General features: G+C 41.7%; 18 protein-coding genes and 4 pseudogenes. 8 read left to right on the forward strand and 14 right to left on the reverse strand.

The annotated features are described in order from the left end of the window. Nucleotides 1-101 precede the first annotated feature (101 nt). The gene (locus FGQ53_RS04135) at nucleotides 102-392 is read right to left on the reverse strand and encodes a hypothetical protein (RefSeq protein WP_171019075.1); all 291 of its coding nucleotides are present in this window, start codon (nucleotides 390-392) and stop codon (nucleotides 102-104) included. Nucleotides 393-554: 162 nt separating this feature from the next. Between FGQ53_RS04135 and FGQ53_RS04140 the strand changes: the two genes are divergently transcribed. Then, nucleotides 555-1,007 (forward strand): universal stress protein, encoded by a 453-nt coding sequence (locus FGQ53_RS04140; protein ID WP_138336003.1) that lies wholly within the window; start codon nucleotides 555-557, stop codon nucleotides 1,005-1,007. A gap of 136 nt (nucleotides 1,008-1,143) precedes the next feature. Here FGQ53_RS04140 and FGQ53_RS04145 read toward each other — a convergent pair whose 3' ends face one another. Then, nucleotides 1,144-2,535, reverse strand: a complete 1,392-nt coding sequence (locus FGQ53_RS04145; RefSeq protein ID WP_138336005.1) for a Cof-type HAD-IIB family hydrolase — start codon at nucleotides 2,533-2,535, stop codon at nucleotides 1,144-1,146. Between the two features lie 65 nt (nucleotides 2,536-2,600). On the opposite strand from FGQ53_RS04145, the gene FGQ53_RS04150 reads away from it, so the two are divergent. Next, nucleotides 2,601-3,563, forward strand: coding sequence for an asparaginase (locus tag FGQ53_RS04150; protein WP_138336007.1), 963 nt, complete (start codon nucleotides 2,601-2,603; stop codon nucleotides 3,561-3,563). Between the two features lie 52 nt (nucleotides 3,564-3,615). On the opposite strand, the gene ccpA is transcribed toward FGQ53_RS04150, so the two are convergent. Continuing rightward, on the reverse strand, nucleotides 3,616-4,626 hold the full coding sequence (ccpA, locus tag FGQ53_RS04155) for a catabolite control protein A (protein ID WP_138336009.1): 1,011 nt from the start codon (nucleotides 4,624-4,626) through the stop codon (nucleotides 3,616-3,618). Nucleotides 4,627-4,863: 237 nt separating this feature from the next. Here ccpA and FGQ53_RS04160 point away from each other — a divergent pair, with 237 nt between their 5' ends. Continuing rightward, nucleotides 4,864-5,181, forward strand: coding sequence for a DUF960 domain-containing protein (locus tag FGQ53_RS04160; protein WP_033683024.1), 318 nt, complete (start codon nucleotides 4,864-4,866; stop codon nucleotides 5,179-5,181). A 45-nt stretch (nucleotides 5,182-5,226) separates the two neighbouring features. Here FGQ53_RS04160 and folK read toward each other — a convergent pair whose 3' ends face one another. From folK to FGQ53_RS04195, 6 genes and pseudogenes are all read right to left on the reverse strand, one after another. Further along, nucleotides 5,227-6,039 carry a 2-amino-4-hydroxy-6-hydroxymethyldihydropteridine diphosphokinase gene (gene folK, locus FGQ53_RS04165; protein WP_138336011.1) on the reverse strand — a complete coding sequence of 271 codons (813 nt, stop codon included), beginning with the start codon at nucleotides 6,037-6,039 and terminating at the stop codon, nucleotides 5,227-5,229. A gap of 111 nt (nucleotides 6,040-6,150) precedes the next feature. Next, nucleotides 6,151-6,705, reverse strand: a complete 555-nt coding sequence (folE, locus tag FGQ53_RS04170) for a GTP cyclohydrolase I FolE (protein ID WP_138336013.1) — start codon at nucleotides 6,703-6,705, stop codon at nucleotides 6,151-6,153. Then, a complete protein-coding gene (locus tag FGQ53_RS04175; protein WP_138336015.1) occupies nucleotides 6,686-8,008 on the reverse strand; it encodes a bifunctional folylpolyglutamate synthase/dihydrofolate synthase in 1,323 nt (440 codons plus the stop codon). The genes folE and FGQ53_RS04175 overlap by 20 nt, the downstream gene beginning before the upstream one ends. Nucleotide 8,009: 1 nt before the next feature. After that, nucleotides 8,010-8,984 (reverse strand): dihydropteroate synthase, encoded by a 975-nt coding sequence (gene folP / locus FGQ53_RS04180; protein ID WP_171019076.1) that lies wholly within the window; start codon nucleotides 8,982-8,984, stop codon nucleotides 8,010-8,012. A gap of 95 nt (nucleotides 8,985-9,079) precedes the next feature. Continuing rightward, a pseudogene (locus tag FGQ53_RS12275) lies at nucleotides 9,080-9,634 on the reverse strand (CPBP family intramembrane glutamic endopeptidase). A 309-nt stretch (nucleotides 9,635-9,943) separates the two neighbouring features. After that, a complete protein-coding gene (locus FGQ53_RS04195; protein ID WP_138336019.1) occupies nucleotides 9,944-11,362 on the reverse strand; it encodes an NCS2 family permease in 1,419 nt (472 codons plus the stop codon). A gap of 189 nt (nucleotides 11,363-11,551) precedes the next feature. Between FGQ53_RS04195 and FGQ53_RS04200 the strand changes: the two genes are divergently transcribed. The 5 genes from FGQ53_RS04200 (at nucleotide 11,552) to FGQ53_RS04220 (ending at nucleotide 16,646) form a co-directional block, all read left to right on the forward strand. Further along, nucleotides 11,552-12,364, forward strand: a complete 813-nt coding sequence (locus FGQ53_RS04200) for a Cof-type HAD-IIB family hydrolase (RefSeq protein WP_138336021.1) — start codon at nucleotides 11,552-11,554, stop codon at nucleotides 12,362-12,364. A gap of 223 nt (nucleotides 12,365-12,587) precedes the next feature. Then, nucleotides 12,588-13,607: an alcohol dehydrogenase AdhP gene (adhP, locus tag FGQ53_RS04205; RefSeq protein WP_138336023.1), complete on the forward strand. Its 1,020-nt coding sequence runs from the start codon at nucleotides 12,588-12,590 to the stop codon at nucleotides 13,605-13,607. A 236-nt stretch (nucleotides 13,608-13,843) separates the two neighbouring features. After that, on the forward strand, nucleotides 13,844-14,833 hold the full coding sequence (locus FGQ53_RS04210) for a PTS sugar transporter subunit IIB (RefSeq protein WP_000021989.1): 990 nt from the start codon (nucleotides 13,844-13,846) through the stop codon (nucleotides 14,831-14,833). A gap of 74 nt (nucleotides 14,834-14,907) precedes the next feature. Next, on the forward strand, nucleotides 14,908-15,720 hold the full coding sequence (locus FGQ53_RS04215; RefSeq protein ID WP_138336025.1) for a PTS mannose/fructose/sorbose transporter subunit IIC: 813 nt from the start codon (nucleotides 14,908-14,910) through the stop codon (nucleotides 15,718-15,720). Nucleotides 15,721-15,734: 14 nt separating this feature from the next. After that, the gene (locus tag FGQ53_RS04220; RefSeq protein WP_138336027.1) at nucleotides 15,735-16,646 is read left to right on the forward strand and encodes a PTS system mannose/fructose/sorbose family transporter subunit IID; all 912 of its coding nucleotides are present in this window, start codon (nucleotides 15,735-15,737) and stop codon (nucleotides 16,644-16,646) included. Nucleotides 16,647-16,806: 160 nt separating this feature from the next. Here the strand turns inward: FGQ53_RS04220 and pepC are convergent, their stop codons facing one another. The 5 genes and pseudogenes from pepC to FGQ53_RS04255 form a co-directional block, all read right to left on the reverse strand. Then, nucleotides 16,807-18,141 carry an aminopeptidase C gene (pepC, locus tag FGQ53_RS04225; protein WP_138336029.1) on the reverse strand — a complete coding sequence of 445 codons (1,335 nt, stop codon included), beginning with the start codon at nucleotides 18,139-18,141 and terminating at the stop codon, nucleotides 16,807-16,809. 110 nt (nucleotides 18,142-18,251) lie between these two features. Further along, nucleotides 18,252-18,881, reverse strand: a pseudogene (locus FGQ53_RS04230) (16S rRNA pseudouridine(516) synthase); the annotation flags it as partial. A gap of 4 nt (nucleotides 18,882-18,885) precedes the next feature. After that, nucleotides 18,886-19,735 (reverse strand): annotated as a pseudogene (locus tag FGQ53_RS11810) (IS630 family transposase). A gap of 40 nt (nucleotides 19,736-19,775) precedes the next feature. Next, a pseudogene (locus FGQ53_RS04250) lies at nucleotides 19,776-19,868 on the reverse strand (S4 domain-containing protein); the annotation flags it as partial. Between the two features lie 72 nt (nucleotides 19,869-19,940). Further along, on the reverse strand, nucleotides 19,941-20,171 hold the full coding sequence (locus tag FGQ53_RS04255) for a GlsB/YeaQ/YmgE family stress response membrane protein (protein ID WP_138336040.1): 231 nt from the start codon (nucleotides 20,169-20,171) through the stop codon (nucleotides 19,941-19,943).

The raw sequence follows: 20,171 nt of genomic DNA on the forward strand, positions 1-20,171 counted from the left end.
TCGTTTATGAAAGCGCAGATTTTTCTTATCTTTGAGAGCTTTTGTGAGAATGTTTTTGTCATTGGTAGTAAATGTTGCTTGTGTCATATATCTATTATACGTCAATTTTTGATTTTTGTTAAGTATAAAAAGGAGTCATAGAGAAGATTGAACATGAGGAAAAGTCCCCATATCATCAAGTAATCCCAGCGACCACTTCGTTTTGCAACTAGGAACAATAGCAGATGGTAGAGTAGGTGAAAGACTAAAAAGCCAATAAAACCTGGATAGAGAAGCGGAATCAACTTCTCTAATTGCCAGATCATGATTACTTCTACCAAGACCGAAGCTAGGATGATTCCATAATAAAGGAAATTTGATTTTTTTGATTCTTGAAAAGAGTTTTTCATCATTCTCCCTCCCTTCACTTCTTTCCTGCTATCCTTTCTTTTATTTTATCATATATTTATATAGATTTAAAACGCTAACATTCTTTTGAAAAAATACTTTTTTTGCTTTACTTCTGTAGTGAAAAGGTTTACAATTATAGTAAGAAAATTTCAGGAGGTTTCATTATGGCACAACGTTACCAAAATGTTATGGTCGCAATTGATGGTTCTAAAGAAGCGGACTTGGCTTTCGTCAAAGGTGTTTACACTGCTCTACGCAATGAATCCAAGCTCACCATTGTCCATGTTATTGACACACGCGCTCTTCAAAGCGTATCTACCTTTGATGCTGAAGTTTACGAAGAACTCCAAGCAGATGCTGAAAGTATGATGAAAGAGTACGAAAAACGCGCAAAAGATGCTGGTTTAACTGATATCCACATCGTCATCGAAATGGGAAATCCCAAAACTCTCCTCGCTCGGACGATTCCGGACGCAGAAAATGTTGACTTGATTTTAGTTGGTGCTACAGGTCTCAATGCCTTTGAACGCCTCTTAGTCGGTTCTTCATCTGAATATATTCTCCGCCATGCTAAGGTAGATTTGCTGGTTGTGAGAGAACAAGAAAAAACTTTGTAATCACGAAGAAAAGGAGCTCAGCGCTCCTTTTTGTTTACTATTTATACTCTTCGAAAATCTCTTCAAACCACGTCAACGTCGCCTTGCCGTACTCAAGTACAGCCTGCGGCTAGTTTCCTAGTTTGCTCTTTGATTTTCATTGAGTATTATTTCTCTCTTTATGGCGTTCATAAGCCTTGAGCTGGCGCTGCAATTCCTTTTTAATGGCAGGTTCTGGAGCATATTTTTCTTCCCAGTCGTCTGGTTTTAAAATTTTGTGCGTAACCGGGTCAAAATGAGCTTTTCCATCAGGGAAGACCTTTCCCATATTTGCTTCATGAACAATATCAAAAATGCGTTCTGGATCCACTCCCATCAAAACAAAACTACCGTATGTAAAATACAGTGTGTCAATCAAAGCATCCACTTGACCGACCAGATTTTGCTTAGCAGGCGTCTTTTTCGCCACTTTCTCTGCTGCCTTATCAAGGGCCTGATGAAGTTGCGATAGAGCTTGGCCAAAGTCCTCTTCAGAAGGACTAGCAGCCCGAACAAACTCCACCAATTCTTCTATCTTAAAGCCAGCCCTATGGGTTGCACCTTCTAAATCCCAAGCTCGAGGTTCTTCTTGGGTCCGTTCATCCATCATGTGGTGGAAGGTCTTGACCTTATTGAAATGATAGTCACGGCTGACAAAGACCTTTTCTGAAGCCAGAACACCAAAATGTTCCAGAGCCTTGTGGATTCCGTCTTGCTGATTGCTGGTTGTGATATGCTTGGCAACTTCCTTAACACTGCTACTACCATTTCCCATAGCAACGGACATACCGACACCAGCCAGCATTTCAAGGTCGTTATCCGAATCACCAAAAGCCATGACTTGGTTGAGATCAAAACCATATTCTTTCCCAACTCGGCGAATACCTTCCAACTTAGAGTTTCCTTGATTGATGACATCCGCTGCAAAAGGATTGCTACGTGTCAATTTCAAGTCTTCAAAATCAGCTGCCGCCTTATCAGATTCTTCTGGTGTCATCAGCATCAAAACTTGGTAGATAGGCTGATTCATCAGATGAAGCAGGTCTTCTTCCTTTTGGGGGACAACCTTGCTGACCATACGATTAAAGGAATGACTCACTGTCCGAGTTAAAACTGAGGGAACGAAGCGACTAATTCGTTGAGAAAAAGATCCCAGACCAAAAGACATGATTTTAGAACCCAGCATAGCCTCCTTGGTCCCTAGGGCAATCTCCTTGCCCTCTTTTTTAGCATAGCTAATTAACTGGCGCAAATGTAACTTGGAAATTGGGCTCGTAAACAAGACTCTTTCTTTAGTAAAGATATACTGGCCATTGTAGGTTACCGCAAAATCCAGATCCAAATCGTCCATCAATTCCTTGACAAAAAAAGGTCCTCGCCCCGTTGCTACGCCAACCAGCACCCCTTGTTCTTTGACAATCTTAATCGCGTCCTTAGTGGATTTCAAAACACTCTTGCGATCGTTGACCAAGGTTCCATCGATATCAAAAAAAACAGCTTTGACTTCCATCCTATCCCAATCTCCCCTTTTGTGATACAATGATTATACCACATTTCAGAAAGAGTGAGTAAATCATGCCTAAGAAAATCCTTGTTTTACATACTGGTGGGACTATTTCCATGCAGGCCGATGCTTCTGGCGCTGTTGTGACGAGTTCGGATAATCCCATGAACCATGTGTCCAATCCTCTCGAAGGAATCCAAGTCCACGCCCTAGACTTTTTTAACCTGCCAAGCCCCCACATCAAACCCAAGCATATGCTGGCCCTCTACCAAAAAATCAAAGAGGAAGCTGCTAACTACGATGGGGTAGTAATCACACATGGAACCGATACTTTGGAAGAAACAGCCTATTTCCTTGATACCATGGACGTTCCCCACATGCCCATCGTTCTAACAGGGGCCATGCGCAGCTCCAATGAACTCGGTAGTGACGGAGTTTATAATTACCTAAGTGCTTTGCGAGTGGCTAGCGATGACAGGGCTGCTGATAAAGGGGTTTTGGTTGTTATGAACGATGAAATCCACGCTGCCAAGTATGTTACCAAAACACATACGACCAACGTCAGCACCTTCCAGACTCCAACACACGGGCCACTTGGCCTGATTATGAAACACGAAATCCTCTACTTTAAAACAGCTGATCCCCGTGTCCGCTTTGACCTCGATCACATACAAGGATTAGTTCCTATCATCTCAGCTTATGCTGGTATGACAGATGAGCTGATTGATATGCTGGATTTGGAACAATTGGACGGTTTGATTATCCAAGCCTTCGGAGCCGGTAATATTCCCAAGGAAACGGCTCAAAAATTAGAAAGCCTCCTACAAAAAGGAATCCCAGTCGCCCTGGTTTCCCGATGCTTTAACGGTATTGCAGAACCTGTTTATGCCTACCAAGGTGGGGGCGTGCAGTTGCAAAAATCTGGTGTCTTTTTTGTTAAAGAACTCAACGCCCAAAAAGCCCGCTTAAAACTCCTCATCGCCCTCAATGCTGGATTAAAAGGACAAGCCTTAAAAGACTATATGGAAGGCTAACCTCTTCTCTAGAAAGCAAAATCAGGAAATCTTTACAATCCCCTGATTTTTTCTATTTACGTTTTCGTGTTGAACGACGTTCTGTCAATCCATGAGGTAAGAGAACTTCACGTTCTTCCAACTCTTCCTTGTGCATAATCTTCGTCAACATACGCATACTGATGGCACCAAGGTCATAAAGAGGTTGGGCAATAGTTGTCAAGTTTGGACGGGTAAAGCGTGAGATTTGTGAATCATCACTAGTAATGATTTCAAACTCTTCTGGTACTGACACACCGTGGTCAGCCAAACCATTCAAGACACCTGCTGCCAATTCATCACCTGTTACAACTACTGCAGTTGCATTTGAGGAAATCAAGCGTTCTGCCAAGGCATAGCCATCTTCATAAGTGTATTTAGATTCAAATACCAATCCTTCGCTATAAGGAATACCTGTTTTTTTCAAGGCTTCCTTGTAGCCAACCAAACGAACCTTACCATTGATGTCATCCACTAGTGGACCGCTGACAAAAGCAATGCGCTTATTTTCTTTAGCGAGGTAGGTCATTGCATCAATCGTAGCTTGTTTGTAGTCAATATTGACACTTGGAAGCTGATGTTCTACATCCACAGTTCCCGCAAGAACAACTGGTGTCCGAGAACGAGAAAACTCTGAACGAATTTTTTCAGTCAAGTGGTACCCCATAAAGATGATACCATCCACTTGCTTAGAAAACAGTGTATTGACAACTGAAACTTCCTTGTCATCATCCTCATCACTATTGGCAAGAACGATGTTATACTTATACATTTTAGCGATATCATCAATCCCTTTAGCAAGTGTTGAGAAATAGCCATTGGTAATATTTGGGATTACAACACCGACAGTGGTTGTCTTTTTACTTGCAAGACCACGCGCCACGGCATTTGGACGGTAATCCAAACGATCAATCACCTCAAGCACTTTTTTACGGGTGTTCTCTTTTACATTCTTGTTGCCATTGACTACACGGCTAACTGTCGCCATTGAAACTCCTGCTTCACGGGCGACATCATAAATCGTTACTGTATCGTCTGTATTCATTCCATTTCCTTTCTATATCATACCTCACGAGACTCTAAAAAGAGACGGTATGAAAATTTCGTTTTCATGCTTCTACTTATTCCATTTTATCACTATTTGTAAACACTTTCAAGTGTTTTTTGAAGATTGTTTGAAAAAAATTTCATAGAAAGCCTAAGTTTTAAAGAAAAAAATCACCTTTTCTTGATTTTTAATCCTAATTGCTGTATGATAAGGGAAAAGAAAGGGGGCAGAGATATGGCTTTTACCAATACCCAGATGCGGTCGGCTAGTTTTGGCATTGTTACCAGCTTGCCCGATGATGTCATTGACTCTTTTTGGTATATCATCGATCATTTCTTAAAAAATGTCTTTGAATTGGAAGAAGAACTTGAGTTTCAATTGCTTAATAACCAAGGAAAAATTACCTTCCACTTCTCAAGCCAACACCTCCCTACAGCCATTGATTTTGATTTTAATCATCCTTTCGACCCTCTTTATCCTCCGAGAGTATTGATTTTAGATATGGATGGTAGAGAAACTATCCTCCTTCCAGAAGAAAATGACCTATTTTAAAAACTCTAGCTTCTCGGCGCAAACTGCTGAGGAACTAGAGTTTTTCTATTTTTTCAAAGCATCATACAAGTTGCGGATAGGTTGCTTTAATGTCGGATGGATAAAATGAGGCGCAATTTCTTGTAAAGACTCAAGAACAAAGAGGCGTTCTGCTATGTAAGGATGAGGCAAGATGAGGTCGTCTGTATAAATGACCTGGTCCTCCACAAAGAGCAGGTCCAAATCAATCAAGCGAGGTCCCCAATGCACCTCTCGAACCCGTCCCATTTCTGACTCAATGGCTAATAATGTTTCTAACAAGACTGATGCTGGTAGCCAGGTTTCTACTTCAATCACCTGATTGACAAAGCTATCCTGCTCCACTCCACCCCAAGGCTCCGTCGCTAAGACACTGGACTCTTTGAGAATATGGATGCCACGAGCTTGCAGTTTGTCAATGGCTTGCTCCAAGTTTGCTTGTTTGTCTCCCATATTGCTTCCTAGAGCGATAAAGGCCCGCTGCTTACGGCGCTGGATGGTTACTGAGCAAGTATCTAGTGGCAAATGAACTGGCGCCCAAGGTTTTTTCAGTTCCAACTTGATTTCTTGGACAAGAGGATAGGTCTCAAAAGTACGTTCTACCAATTTGTAAGCTACCGTTTCAATCAAGTCCTCAGTGGTTTCCTGAAACCAAGTCGTCCACTGCTGACACAATTCTCCATAATGGACAGAGGCTGTTAAATCCAAGTCTGTCGCTGCCTTGGTCATATCATAGGATAGGATGGCTGAAACGACAAACTTCTGCCCCAATTCTTTCTCACTAGGAAACAGACCATGGTAGGCAAAAATTTCCAAATCTTTAATCTGCAGTTGATCCATAACTAGTCCTTTCTAGAAAAATCCGCCCAAAGCGGATTCTTTTTATACTCAATGAAAATCAAAGTGCAAACTAGGAAGCTGACGTGGTTTGAATTTGATTTTCGAAGAGTATTATAGTCCCATTAAACGATAAGCCTGATCTCGGAGGTCTTTATCTGTTTCAAATAGACCACGAGCTACTGTCGTCAAGGTTGCAGTGCCTGGCTTTCTGACACCACGCATGCTCATACACATATGTTCTGCCTCAATAACAACAAAGGCTCCCTTAGCGCCTAGATACTCCATCAAGGCATCGGCCACTTCAATATTCAAACGCTCTTGAATTTGTGGTTTTTTAGAATAAACTTCAACCGTACGGGCTAGCTTAGACAAGCCTGCCACACGACCATCTGGAATATAAGCAATGTGAGCTTTCCCATAAAATGGCAAGAAGTGGTGTTCACACATGGTGTGGAAAAAGATATCCTTTTCCACTACCATATTGTCATCGATAATCTCAAAGTATTTTGACAGATGTTCCTCAGCAGTTTGGCCAAGACCTGAAAAAATCTCTTGGTACATACGGGCTACACGAGCAGGTGTTTCCTGCAAGCCCTCGCGGTTAGCGTCCTCACCGACAGCCTCGATAATCATTTTTACAGCCGTTTCAATCTTTTGTGTATCCATTCTCGTTCTTCCTCTCCATCAGATAGGCTCTCACTTGGCTCAAGAAATATAAGGAACCCGTGACAATCCTAACTGTTTGTTTCTCTTCATTTTTATCTGTCAATTTCTGCTCTAGAAAATCCTGCCAACTTTGGTAATTGAGATTTCTAGATTTGGCTGCCTCTTTCAGCACGTTTTCATCAGTTGCCCGACTATCGTCAAAATGGGTTAAAGTCAATTGACTATTTGGCACCGTCTCTAGCAAATCCAGCATATCGTCCAAGGCCTTGGTTTTAATACACGTAAAGAGGATTTCCTTATGATAATCCGCAAAGCGTTCTTGCAAGGTTGCTAATAAAGCCTTGATAGCATGGGAATTGTGGGCCCCATCCAAAAGCAACAATGGGTCGCTAGACACGACCTCCAAACGCCCTGGCCAACTTGTTTCTTCCAAGGCTTGAGCAAGCAAGTCATTGCTTGCTAGTTCTCGACCATCCTCTTGACAAAATGTATCAAGTAAAGTTATGGCCATCCCAGCATTCTCTATCTGGTGCAAACCAATCAAACCAGTCTGGAAGCGGCCTTGTCTGATAGAACTGGTATAATCAAATATTTCACCCGTTACCACACTCTCTTGGTGACTGACCTGGTAATCTTTCCCATATCGTATTCTCGGTGCATCTTTCCCTTCCGCAATGCGGTCAATAACAGTCAAGGCTTCAGGAACAATATGACCTGTCACCAAGGGAATACCTTGTTTGATAATACCAGCCTTCTGCTCTGCTATGGCTTCCAAGGTGTTACCTAAAAGGGCTACATGGTCCAATCCAATGGTCGTAATTCCTGTTAAAATAGGCTGGCAAACATTGGTACTATCCAAAAGTCCGCCCATACCGACTTCCATGATGGCCACGTCTACTTGCTCTGAGGCAAAGTAATCATAGGCTATGGCTGTGATAATCTCAAACTCGGTTGTCCCCTGCAAATTGACAGCCGATTCCCCTTCCAGCAAAGACTGATAGTCCGTCATAAGGGCTTCTAGTCTCTCTTCTGGAATAGATTCCCCATTGATGCTAATCTGATCTGTATAATGAATGAGATAGGGCGAGCTGAACACCCCTACTCTCAGGCCTAGCTTTTCCAGCATCTCTTTCAAAAAAGCAATGGTAGACCCCTTGCCATTGGTCCCTCCAATATGGATAACCTTAAGTTTGAGATGGGGATTGCCACGTAAAGCTAGGAGTTCTACCATTCGCTCCAAACCAAAATGTGGTTGGTCCGTCCGATAGTGGGCAATCCACTGATTGTTTTGAATTTCGTTCATCTTATTTATATTGTTTTAAATCTAGATTTTCTGCATCATCTGCCAAACGAATGGCTGACGCAATTTCAACCGCCATCCTATGACTTGCTACGTCATGCACGCGTACTACTTCCACACCCTGTCTCGCAGCGATACTGGTTACATGAGCCGAAGCTGTGTCCCGATTGCGGAAACCAAGTTCGGCCTCAGGATTGACTTCAAAACCATTTTCTTCTAGGATATTGATGACAAATCGCTTGCGCGAAACTCCAAGAAAAATTGGATAGCCTTGCTGGTGTAGTTTATCCAGATCACGTAGAAGGAGCAGATTTTCTTTCTTTGTCAGACCAAAGCCAATTCCTGGATCCAACATGATATTTTCTTGTGCAATACCAGCTTGATTCGCTCTCACTAGTGCTCGTTCAAAGAAAGCCTCCATCAAGTCTTCAATTGGCATTTTTTCAAAGTCAGCTAACTCTTCCTCTGTAAAAGCTTGCCCAAAACCAAAATGAGGAAATATGCGCGAACTAGGGTGCTGAGGTCGAGCCATGACTGGATTAAACATGATGACTACTTTCGCACCAACCTTAGCAACCACATCCGCCATTTTCTCATCTCCCATGAGACCCGTAATGTCATTTACCAGATTGGCACCAGCAGCCAAGGCAGCTTCTGCCACCTGACTTTTCCATGTATCGACGGAAATGAGGACATCACTTTCCTCACGGATAGTTTTAATCACTGGAACAACACGCTGGATTTCCTCTTCTATCTCAACATAGCTACTACCCGGCCGAGTCGATTCTCCACCAATATCTAGCATGCTCGCTCCTTCTGCTATCAATTTACGAGCCTGCTGGAGTGCCTGCTCAAGAGCAAAAAATTGACCACCGTCCGAAAAAGAGTCTGGGGTTACATTGATAATTCCGCAAATAGCTGTCTTTGCATGATTGGCTTTACTTGACATATCGGTCACTCCCTCAAGGCTTTTCACCATATTATTTCTCTATTTTACCATAAAAAGAAAAAGATGGACACGATTGCATTCATCTTTCCCTAGTAGAAAGAGGTCAGTTCCTACATGAAAACTTTCTAAACAGAAATCCCTAATGTCCAACTCATGATCACCACAAGAGCCAACAAACAGAAAGCAACCCCATTAACAATCATGTGAAGTAAGATCGACATTTCCAAACGTTGGGTCTTGTAGGCTGTCCAAGACAGAACGGTTGACATACCTCCATAAATCAATAAAGAAGGGAAATTATAGTAGATTGAATCTGGAATAGTACGTTATAACTGTTAAAATATTTCTAGAAATTAATTTTACTTTCCTAATCGATTTGTTCACATCTTGTTTCAATCTACTATACTTGGTTGATGTAATAAAGCAAAAACAATCGTACCGACTACAAATCCCAAGTTCTCCTTACCTCGGAAAATCTTTTTAGGAACAATCCCACGACACAAGATTTCCTCACAAATCGGAGCAAGCAAGGCTAGCAAGAAGAAGCTGGAAATCAGAGAACTATTCTGAACCATATCGTTAATCTGAGATTGGTTACCTGTTGTCGTCTCATTTGACAGTTGCAATAAAATGGAACCAAGTATATTTGACCCGATAATGACTAGATAACTCAAGCCCAAACGTGCCAAATCCTTAGCTCTAAAAAAAGAAAAATTAAAACTTGCTAATTGCGTTTTACGAGCTCCTATAATAAACAGTGCCAGAACCACAATTGAAATACCAGCAACTATCAGCCCTGACAGTAACAGGGGTACTTCTTTTAAGGTCAAAATAGAGATAACCACTACGGGAATCTGATATACAAGGACGGCAAGTAAAAAGACCAAAAGCCAACCTGCACGATTCAACAATTCTTTCCACATACTTTTCTCTTTCATCACCGATCTCCTTTGTATTAAAAAAGGGGAAAATCCCCCTGGGTAATTTTGTTATAAGGCCATACTGATGTAGTTCAGGATAAACAAGGCATCCAAAACCCAAATCATGACATGAACATCTTTAGCTTGACCTTTGACAAGCTTAGTCAAAGTGTAAGTCAAGAAACCAACTGCAATCCCTTGAGTGATAGAGTAGCTTAATCCCATAAAGATAGATGTGAAGAAGGCAGGAACTGCTTCAGACATATCATCCCAATGGATATTTTTCAAGCTAGCCAACATCATAATCCCAACGATAATCAAGATTGGAGCTGTAGCGGCTGTTGGTACGACAGCTAGAAGTGGGCTAAAGAAGCTTGAAATTGCAAAACAGATTGCCACAACCAAGGCTGTCAAACCAGTACGTCCACCTGCACCGATACCGGCAGCAGATTCAACATAAGTCGTTACGTTCGAAGTACCAGCGATGGCACCAATTGAAGTACCAATCAAGTCAGAGTAAAGAGCCTTGTCTAACTTAGCTGATTGGTGATTTTCACCATTTGTCGCTACAATACCGACTTTTTCACCTGTACCAATCAAGGTACCAATTGTATCAAAAATATCTGTCAACGAGAAGGCCAGAATAGCCATAAGTGTTTCCGGTAGACGAGCAGTGTCTGAGATTAAAGCACCCAATCCTTGTGATCCAAGTGCTGCACCAAAGATTGTCTTCAAGTCTTCAAAGGCTGCAACAACATGGTTATTAGCAAAATCGATACTAGACAAATCTACCAAACCAACTGCAATAGCAAGAACAGTTGTTGTCAAGATAGAGAGGATAATTCCCCCTTTAATCCCTTTAATGACAAAGAAGATCGTAATGGCAAGTCCTGCAAGAGCCACCAAAACAGCTGGATTATTAAAGCTGGCCAATCCTGGAACCGCTGACGCATTTGCTGTAATCGCTGCTTGAGCTTTGTCAGCACCTTCTCCTGCAACCGTGTAATTTCCTGGATCGATAGAGAATTTCAAAAGTCCAGCATTCTTAATCCCCACGTAAGCAAGGAAGACACCGATACCAGCTGAAATTGCTGAGCGAAGGGCGTTTGGAATCGATTCAATGATCATTTTACGAACATTTGTTAAGGTAATAATCAATGAGATGACCCCACAGATGAAGACCATAGCCAAGGCTTCTTGCCATGAATAGCCAAGCCCAAATACAACTGTAAATGTAAAGAAGGCATTTAGTCCCATACCTGGCGCTTGAGCGTATGGCAGGTTAGCATAGAAGGCCATCATCAAGGTACCTGCTACTGCACCAATAATCGTGGCTAGGAAGACACCCTGAGCAGGCATTCCTGTTTGCGAAAGGATTTGTGGGTTTACAAAGAGAATATAACTCATTGCAAAGAAAGTTGTTAAACCAGCGAGAACCTCTGTACGAACGTCTGTACCGTTCTCTTTTAGTTTAAATAATTTGTCCATTATCAATCTCCTTTTAATTTTTACGAACAATAATAGAATTATATCATTTATCATTCACTTTTTCAATATCTTTGTTTGATTTATTTAAGAATTTGATGAAATTTCATTTTTGGTTTCGAATCTGCTTTTCTGCCTGCTTTTTGTTATAATAGAAGACATCTTATCTGAAAAGACACTAGAAAGGTTTATATGACGAAGAAAATTATTGCAGTTGACCTGGATGGAACCCTGCTCAACTCAGACAGTCAAATTTCTGACTTTACCAAAAAAACCATTAAAAAAGTTGCTGAAAAAGGCCATCAGGTTATTATTACGACAGGTCGCCCTTGCCGCATGTCAAAAGATTTATACCACGAGCTAGGCTTAGACACTCCTATGATTAATTTCAACGGCTCCCTCACTCATTTACCAGACCGAATTTGGGACTTTGAAAAGTGTTTGACGGTAGACAAAAAATATCTTTTAGACATGGTTCAACGTTTAGAAGATATTCAAGCCGATTTTATCGCTGGAGAATATCGTAAAAAATTCTACATTACAAATCCTAATGAAGAAATTGCCAATCCCAAACTATTTGGTGTAGAAGCTTTCCAGCCTGAAAATCAATTTCAGCCTGAATTGGTGACCAAGGATCCTAACTGTATTCTGTTGCAGACCAGAGCCAGTGACAAGTATGCCTTGGCAAAAGAAATGAACGCCTTCTACCAGCATCAACTTTCTATTAATACTTGGGGTGGTCCGCTCAATATCCTTGAATGTACCCCAAAAGGTGTCAACAAGGCCTTCGCCTTAGACTACTTGCTTAAAGTAATGAACCGTGACAAAAAAGATTTGATTGCTTTTGGAGATGAACACAATGATACCGAAATGCTAGCTTTTGCTGGGAAAGGCTATGCAATGAAAAATGCCAACCCAGAGCTACTCCCTTATGCCGATGAGCAAATTTCTCTGACCAATAACCAAGACGGTGTTGCCAAAACCCTGCAAGATTTATTCTTATAGTCTATTCTGACCAGCTTGCGAGCTGGTCTTTGTGCTCTTTTCAAAGTCTCATCAACCAGTTAATCGATTGTTCTATTTTTTACCTCCAAAACCTTGGAAAGGCTTTCTTTTGTGATATACTTCACATACAAATACAAGAGAGCTCGTCACACTCGACTCTGTTGAAACATAATCAATCCAGTCCTGTTGTCCCTGTTCTCGGCCAATATCAAGGAGGATAGCTATGAAAGCTGTTGTTGTAAATCCAGAAAGCACTGGTGTTGCTGTTGAAGAAAAAGTACTCCGTCCACTTGAAACTGGAGAAGCACTTGTAGAGATTGAATACTGTGGTGTTTGCCACACTGACCTCCACGTTGCCCACGGTGACTTTGGTCAAGTACCAGGACGTGTTCTAGGACACGAAGGTGTTGGTATCGTTAAGGAAATTGCTCCAGATGTTAAAAGCCTTAAAGTCGGCGACCGTGTCAGCGTTGCTTGGTTCTTTGAAGGATGTGGTACTTGCGAATACTGTACAACTGGCCGTGAAACTTTTTGCCGTACAGTAAAAAATGCCGGCTACTCAGTAGACGGTGGCATGGCTGAACAATGTATCGTAACAGCAGACTATGCTGTTAAAGTTCCTGACGGACTTGATCCAGCCCAAGCTTCTTCTATTACATGTGCTGGGGTAACAACCTATAAAGCCATTAAGGAAGCCAAAGTTGAACCTGGCCAATGGGTTGTTTTTTACGGTGCTGGTGGACTTGGTAACCTAGCTGTTCAATATGCTAAAAAAGTATTCAATGCTCATGTCATCGCAGTTGATATCAACAACGACAAACTTGCCCTTGCAAAAGAAGTCGGTGCGGATATCGTTATTAACGGACTAGAAGTTGAAGATGTACCAGGACTCATCAAGGAAAAAACAAATGGAGGTGCTCACTCAGCTGTCGTAACTGCTGTATCTAAAGTTGCCTTCAATCAGGCTGTTGACTCAGTTCGTGCTGGTGGTCGCGTAGTCGCTGTTGGTCTTCCTTCTGAAATGATGGAACTCAGCATCGTGAAAACAGTTTTAGATGGAATCCAAGTCATCGGTTCTCTTGTAGGAACTCGTAAAGACTTGGAAGAAGCCTTCCAATTCGGTGCAGAAGGTTTGGTAGTTCCAGTTGTTCAAAAACGTCCAGTAGAAGATGCTTTTTCCATTTTCGACGAAATGGAAAAAGGTCAAATCCAAGGACGAATGGTACTCGACTTCACCCACTAATCTAATAGAAACCTATTTTAAAAGTTGGAATGCACTTCCAACTTTTCTATATTAAATTTTAAAATAAGAATTCAAAAGAACCTCTCCAAAACTCAATATATCAATATTTTCAGATGTAATCTTTTTAATTATTTTATGATAAATAGTTGATTTTTAGATGAAAACGGTTTATACTAAAAAAGTCTTAAAGTTTTCTTAAAAGAAAACTGAAACAACAAAAAGGAGGAATGACAATAATGAGTATCGGAATCATTATTGCGAGCCACGGCGAATTTGCTGCGGGTATTCATCAGTCAGGATCTATGATCTTTGGTGAACAAGAAAAGGTTCAAGTTGTAACCTTTATGCCAAATGAAGGTCCAGATGATCTTTACGCTAAATTCAACAACGCTGTGGCTGCATTTGACGCAGAAGATGAGGTTCTAGTATTGGCTGACCTTTGGAGTGGATCTCCATTCAACCAAGCTAGCCGCGTGATGGGAGAAAATCCTGAGCGTAAGTTTGCCATCATCACAGGGCTTAACTTGCCGATGTTGATCCAAGCCTACACTGAGCGCCTTATGGACGCTACTGCAGGTGTGGATAAAGTCGCTGCGAATATTATTAAAGAAGCCAAAGATGGCATCAAAGCTCTTCCAGAAGAGCTCAATCCAGTTGAGGAAGGGGCTAGTGCTGCGGCTGCTCCAGTTGCCCAAGCTGCTATTCCAGAAGGAACTGTTATCGGAGACGGTAAATTGAAAATCAATCTTGCCCGTCTTGACACACGTCTTCTTCACGGACAAGTCGCAACTGCTTGGACACCAGATTCAAAAGCAGACCGTATCATCGTTGCTTCAGATAACGTTGCAAACGACGAATTGCGTAAAGAATTGATCAAGCAAGCTGCTCCTAACGGAGTAAAAGCGAACGTTGTACCAATCAAAAAATTGATTGAAGTTGCAAAAGATCCTCGTTTTGGTAACACACATGCTCTTATCTTGTTTGAAACACCTCAAGATGCCCTTCGTGCCATCGAAGGTGGCGTGCCAATCAAGACCCTTAACGTTGGTTCTATGGCCCACTCAACAGGTAAAACAATGATCAATAACGTCTTGTCTATGGACAAAGATGATGTTGCAACATTTGAAAAAATGCGTGACCTCGGTGTTGAATTTGATGTACGTAAAGTACCAAACGACACGAAAAAAGATTTGTTTGACTTGATTAAGAAAGCAAACGTCCAATAATTTTAATCTGTTTTACCATTTTTGAAAACAGGATTAAATACTTTATTAAAACTAAATAGAAAAGGAATAAAACCATGTCAGATATTTCAATCATTTCTGCTATCTTGGTTGTAGTTGTTGCCTTCTTTGCTGGTCTTGAAGGTATCCTCGACCAATTCCAAATCCATCAACCTCTTGTTGCTTGTACTTTAATCGGTCTTGTAACTGGTCACCTCGAAGCGGGTATTATTCTTGGTGGTAGTCTCCAAATGATTGCTCTTGCTTGGGCAAATATCGGAGCTGCCGTAGCACCAGACGCTGCACTTGCCTCTGTTGCTGCTGCTATTATTTTGGTTAAAAGTGGTGACTTCACTCAAAAAGGTATCAACTTTGCCTTCTCTACTGCTGTACCTCTAGCTATTGCTGGACTTTTCCTTACAATGATTGTTCGTACAATCTCAACTGCACTTGTTCACGCTGGTGACAAAGCTGCTTCTGAAGGAAACTTCGCAGCAATTGAACGTTTTCACTTTATCGCCCTCCTTCTCCAAGGATTACGTATTGCATTCCCAGCTGCGCTTCTTTTAGCTATTCCATCTTCTTCAGTACAAAGTATTCTTGAAGCAATGCCTGATTGGTTAAATGGTGGTATGCAAGTTGGTGGTGCCATGGTTGTTGCCGTTGGTTACGCTATGGTTATCAATATGATGGCTACTCGCGAAGTATGGCCATTCTTCGCAATCGGTTTTGCACTTGCTGCGATTTCTCAATTGACTTTGATTGCCCTCGGTGTCATCGGTGTTGCCCTTGCCTTCATCTACCTTAACCTTTCAAAACAAGGTGGTAACGGTGGCGGCGGAGCTGCAACTTCTAACGACCCAATCGGTGATATCCTAGAAGACTACTAGAAAGGGGAACAATCATGACTGAAAAACTTCAATTATCACAATCAGATCGTAAAAAAGTTTGGTGGCGTTCACAATTCCTTCAAGGTTCTTGGAATTACGAGCGTATGCAAAATATGGGGTGGGCCTATGCTCTTATCCCAGCATTGAAAAAACTTTACACTACTAAAGAAGATCGTGCTGCTGCGCTTGAGCGCCATATGGAATTCTTTAACACACATCCATACGTTGCTGCTCCAATTATCGGTGTAACCCTTGCTCTTGAGGAAGAAAAAGCAAGCGGTACACCTGTCGAAGACAAAGCGATTCAAGGGGTTAAAATCGGTATGATGGGACCTCTTGCTGGTATTGGTGATCCAGTGTTCTGGTTTACTGTACGTCCTATCTTAGGTGCTCTTGGTGCTTCACTTGCCTCTGCTGGTAATATCCTCGGACCAATCATCTTCTTTGTTGGTTGGAACCTCATTCGTATGTCATTCTTATGGTATACACAAGAGTTAGGTTACAAATCAGGTAAAGAAATTACTAAAGATATGTCTGGTGGTATCTTGAAAGACATCACTAAAGGAGCATCTATCCTTGGTATGTTCATCCTTGCCGTTCTTGTACAACGTTGGGTATCTATCAACTTCACTGTTAACCTTCCTGGTAAACAATTGGCTGAAGGTGCCTACATCAACTTCCCAGAAGGACCTGTAACAGGTGGAGAATTGAAGGGAATTCTTGGTCAGGCTCTTAGTGGTTTGAGCTTGGATAGCGTTCAACCACAAACACTTCAAGGTCAGTTGAACTCATTGATTCCAGGATTGATGGGACTTCTCCTTACTTTCCTCTGTATGTGGTTGCTTAAGAAAAAAGTATCACCAATCGCAATCATCCTTGCTCTCTTTGCAGTAGGTATTGCAGCTCGTTTCTTCGGTATCATGTAATCAAGCAACTTAAAAGGAACCAGGTTCTAAAATCTGATTCCTTTTTTCTATGCTTTTATACTCTTCGAAAATCTCTTCAAACCACGTCAGCGTCGCCTTACTGTACTCAAGTACAGCTTGCGGCTAGCTTCCTAGTTTGCTCTTTGATTTTCATTGAGTATTATTCTGCCAAGGCTCCCATTGGATCCCAAGGTGCAAGTACAATTGGTTCTGCATCATAAGCAGCTTGTTCTTCTGCTGTCAGCAATTCCTTACGGACAACGATTTGGTAAGTGTATTCGTCCATCCAAGCGTCTGAGGCAACAAAGTAACCATCTGTACCGACCTTGTCTCCCCATGAGTTTTCAACCTTCCACTTGGTTGACTTCCCATTTTCGTCCAAATCTACACCTGTCAAGACCATGGCGTGGGTCATCAAGCTTTCGCTGTAGTCCAAACGTCCAGCCTTGTCTTGAGTGAGTTTAATGTCCATGCTTGATTCAAAGTCATAAACATCTGTCGCAAGGATTCCAGCTTTTCGGTTGCTGAGTTGGCCGACATCTGAACCAAACCAAACAGTTTCTCCTGTTTGCATTTGAGCAATCGCCAATTCTTTCAAGCGCTCCATAGGTACGTTGATGTAGCGAACTGCACGGCTACCAACCACATTTCCTAACATCTCAACTGTGTAAGATTTACCATAAGGCTTGTCAACAGTGGGAGCATTGATAACAGAAACGTAGTCTTCTAGAGGAAGATTGACATATTTCTTGTAAAATTCTTGTGGCGTAATACCCTTTTCACTTTGATAATTGTTATCCTTATCGCGATAAGCAAAGTCAAATTTACGTGGTGGAAGGCCTAGTGACATAGCAAGGAAATTAAAGATTTCTTGCAAGAGGTCTTCTTTCTTAGCTTGAACAGTTGCTTTGTCTGCACCAGAAGCAAGCAAGTCACGCAAGATTTGAGCATCTTGGCGAAGCAATTTGTTAAGGATTGCATTTAGCTCACGGCTGCTGCTAGATGAAACAGACTCAGGATAAACAGACTTAGGAACGACACCGTATTTCTCAAAGAGGGCTACGACCATATCCCACTGTCCACCGTCTTGTTGTGGAGTTTGGAGTAGGAAGCTAACCTTACGGCTCGTCAATTCTTGGTCTGCAGTCGCAATGACTTGCTCCAAGAACCAGTTAGATTTTTCATACTTGTCCCAGAAGAAAGTGTGGGCTTGTGACAATTCAAAGTTTTCCAATTTGTATTGAGAGATGAGTTTGTGACGGAAGGTGTTGAGAGCTGCAAACATCCAGCAACGACCAGACGCTTTCTGGTTGGTTACCTTGTCCTTGGTCAAATCCAATGAGAAAACAGGGGTGTTGTCTACATGGCTTTGGCGACGTTCTAGGGCTGCAAAAATTCCATTATGGCTAGCAGCATTTTCAATCGCTTGGTATTTGACATTTGCTTCATAGTTGGCAAATAATTTATCAGTAAATGATTCTTGAATCGCGTTCATAGATTCCTCCTTTTATTCTACAGTCTATTATAACGCTTTTCACAAAGTAAGCAACTGAAAAACATAAAAGGCAAGGATATTCTTCCTCACCTTTTCGAATATAAATCAAATTAAGCAATACTAGCAAGTAGAATTTCTAACTCTTCCTTGGTCAAGCGACGCCATTCTCCTCTTTGCAAGTTCTCATCTAACATCAGAGTTCCCATAGTCAAACGCTGTAGGTCTACTACTTCCTTGCCACAGTAGCCCACCATACGCTTGACCTGATGAAACTTCCCTTCTGCAATGGTCACACGGATTTTGCTTTGATTCTTTTCTGTATCTATGGAAATAATCTCCAGTCTAGCAGGCTGACAGGTAAAGTCTTTGAGCGGAATCCCCTTAGAAAATGTCTCCACGTCTTCTTGGCTTATGATGCCCTTGACTTGCACCAGATAGGTCTTATCCACATGACGCTTAGGTGAAAGAAGAGCATGGGCCAACTGACCATTATTGGTCAAGAGTAGGAGACCATGTGTATCGATATCCAAGCGCCCTACTGGGAAAACTCCCTTGCTTCGAGCCACATCATCCAACAAATCTAGAACCGTTCTGTGCTTGGAATCCTCTGTCGCTGAAATAACTCCTTGGGGCTTGTTCATCATGTAATAGACAAACTCCTCGTACTCCATCACTTGACCATCAAAGCGAATCTCATCTCTTTCTTCATCAATCTGCAATTTAGCTGATTTTTCTTTTTTATAGTCATTTAGTTTTAAAAAAGCACTTTAAACATTCAAAAATATTTGGAACTTTCCTTAATAAATCTGTCACTTTCTTTTTCAAGATAGCCCAAGCTTGCTCAATAGGATTCAAATCTGGTGAATAAGGTGGTAGAGGTAAGAAAAAGTACTTATCTTGAATGCAAAGTTCATCCAATATGTTCTTGGGATGAAAACTAGCATTGTTCATGACAATGACATGAGGTGTCTTCAAAGCAGGCAGGAGTTGCGTTTTGAATCACTCCACAAAGAAATCGCTCATCATACTTTCCTTGTAAATCATGGGAGCTATAAACTCTCCGTTTACTTGTCCTGCAACAATTAAAGTCCGCTCAAAACGCCGTCCACTAATCTTTTCATAGACTTTCTCCCCTCTAAGAGCAGCCCGTGCATAAGGACGATAGAGGTAGCGGTCAATTCCCGTTTCGTCAATATATACGACTGGTAAATCTTTTAGATTATCCAAAATATCAAGAAACTCAGCGACTTTCTCTGGATCTTGTTCCTTAAAGCTAGTCGTCTTTTTTTAAAGTGACATGAATCTGCTTTAAAGCTGCCCATACTGAAGGGACAGCGCAAGCAAAATGTGCCGCAATTTCCCGTAAGAAAGCATCTGGATGAGCCTCTACAAAGGCTTTCAATTCCTCTAAAGGAATCTTTCGCTTTTTGACGACTCGCTTTTTCCGCTCTAAGTGTCCTTGTTCACGTAATTTCTTTTCCCACGTGAAGAGAGTTCTGACGCCAACATCAAAAACTTTAGCTGCCTCGACATGGCTGTGTCCTTCTTTGATGTAATCTAATGCTCCTTGTTTAAAATCTGTACTATATGCCATAGCTTTATTATAACATGCTTGTTTAAAACTAAGAAACTATACCATTTACCGTCACGCGCCCAGCTTTAAGCAAGTTTTTGACTTCTGTCCGACTCCCTACAGCGCAGGCAACTAAAAATTTATCTAATCTCATAGAACTATTATATCATACTCAAAAGGAGGCTGGCTCAATGACCAACCTCCTTTCCTTTTCAGAGCCGGGAAGCTAACTTCCTCTTTCCCAGAAGATAGCTAACACAATCATGGCACCGAGAACTGCTGAGATAATGGCTGTACCATTTAGGCTTGGCCCCCAAGTTCCAAAAAGCAAGTGACCTAGAAAGGCACCAATCCAACCGAGAAACATTTTCCCAAAGCATCCCATACGTTCTCCACGATTGGTCAAAGCACCTGCCAAGAGTCCCACTAGGAGACCAACAAACATACTTCCTATCAT

This window comes from Streptococcus mitis, from assembly GCF_005844455.1.
Taxonomy (GTDB): domain Bacteria; phylum Bacillota; class Bacilli; order Lactobacillales; family Streptococcaceae; genus Streptococcus; species Streptococcus mitis_BF.

Coding starts and splice junctions, on each gene's coding strand:
- FGQ53_RS04255 (WP_138336040.1), bottom strand. CDS start 20,171: ATGATAGGAAGTATGTTTGTTGGTCTCCTAGTGGGACTCTTGGCAGGT.
- FGQ53_RS04215 (WP_138336025.1), top strand. CDS start 14,908: ATGTCAGATATTTCAATCATTTCTGCTATCTTGGTTGTAGTTGTTGCC.
- folE (WP_138336013.1), bottom strand. CDS start 6,705: ATGGATACACAAAAGATTGAAACGGCTGTAAAAATGATTATCGAGGCT.
- FGQ53_RS04160 (WP_033683024.1), top strand. CDS start 4,864: ATGGCTTTTACCAATACCCAGATGCGGTCGGCTAGTTTTGGCATTGTT.
- FGQ53_RS04220 (WP_138336027.1), top strand. CDS start 15,735: ATGACTGAAAAACTTCAATTATCACAATCAGATCGTAAAAAAGTTTGG.
- FGQ53_RS04135 (WP_171019075.1), bottom strand. CDS start 392: ATGATGAAAAACTCTTTTCAAGAATCAAAAAAATCAAATTTCCTTTAT.
- folP (WP_171019076.1), bottom strand. CDS start 8,984: ATGGTGAAAAGCCTTGAGGGAGTGACCGATATGTCAAGTAAAGCCAAT.
- folK (WP_138336011.1), bottom strand. CDS start 6,039: ATGGATCAACTGCAGATTAAAGATTTGGAAATTTTTGCCTACCATGGT.
- adhP (WP_138336023.1), top strand. CDS start 12,588: ATGAAAGCTGTTGTTGTAAATCCAGAAAGCACTGGTGTTGCTGTTGAA.
- FGQ53_RS04150 (WP_138336007.1), top strand. CDS start 2,601: ATGCCTAAGAAAATCCTTGTTTTACATACTGGTGGGACTATTTCCATG.
- FGQ53_RS04195 (WP_138336019.1), bottom strand. CDS start 11,362: ATGGACAAATTATTTAAACTAAAAGAGAACGGTACAGACGTTCGTACA.
- pepC (WP_138336029.1), bottom strand. CDS start 18,141: ATGAACGCGATTCAAGAATCATTTACTGATAAATTATTTGCCAACTAT.
- FGQ53_RS04200 (WP_138336021.1), top strand. CDS start 11,552: ATGACGAAGAAAATTATTGCAGTTGACCTGGATGGAACCCTGCTCAAC.
- ccpA (WP_138336009.1), bottom strand. CDS start 4,626: ATGAATACAGACGATACAGTAACGATTTATGATGTCGCCCGTGAAGCA.
- FGQ53_RS04210 (WP_000021989.1), top strand. CDS start 13,844: ATGAGTATCGGAATCATTATTGCGAGCCACGGCGAATTTGCTGCGGGT.
- FGQ53_RS04175 (WP_138336015.1), bottom strand. CDS start 8,008: ATGAACGAAATTCAAAACAATCAGTGGATTGCCCACTATCGGACGGAC.
- FGQ53_RS04145 (WP_138336005.1), bottom strand. CDS start 2,535: ATGGAAGTCAAAGCTGTTTTTTTTGATATCGATGGAACCTTGGTCAAC.
- FGQ53_RS04140 (WP_138336003.1), top strand. CDS start 555: ATGGCACAACGTTACCAAAATGTTATGGTCGCAATTGATGGTTCTAAA.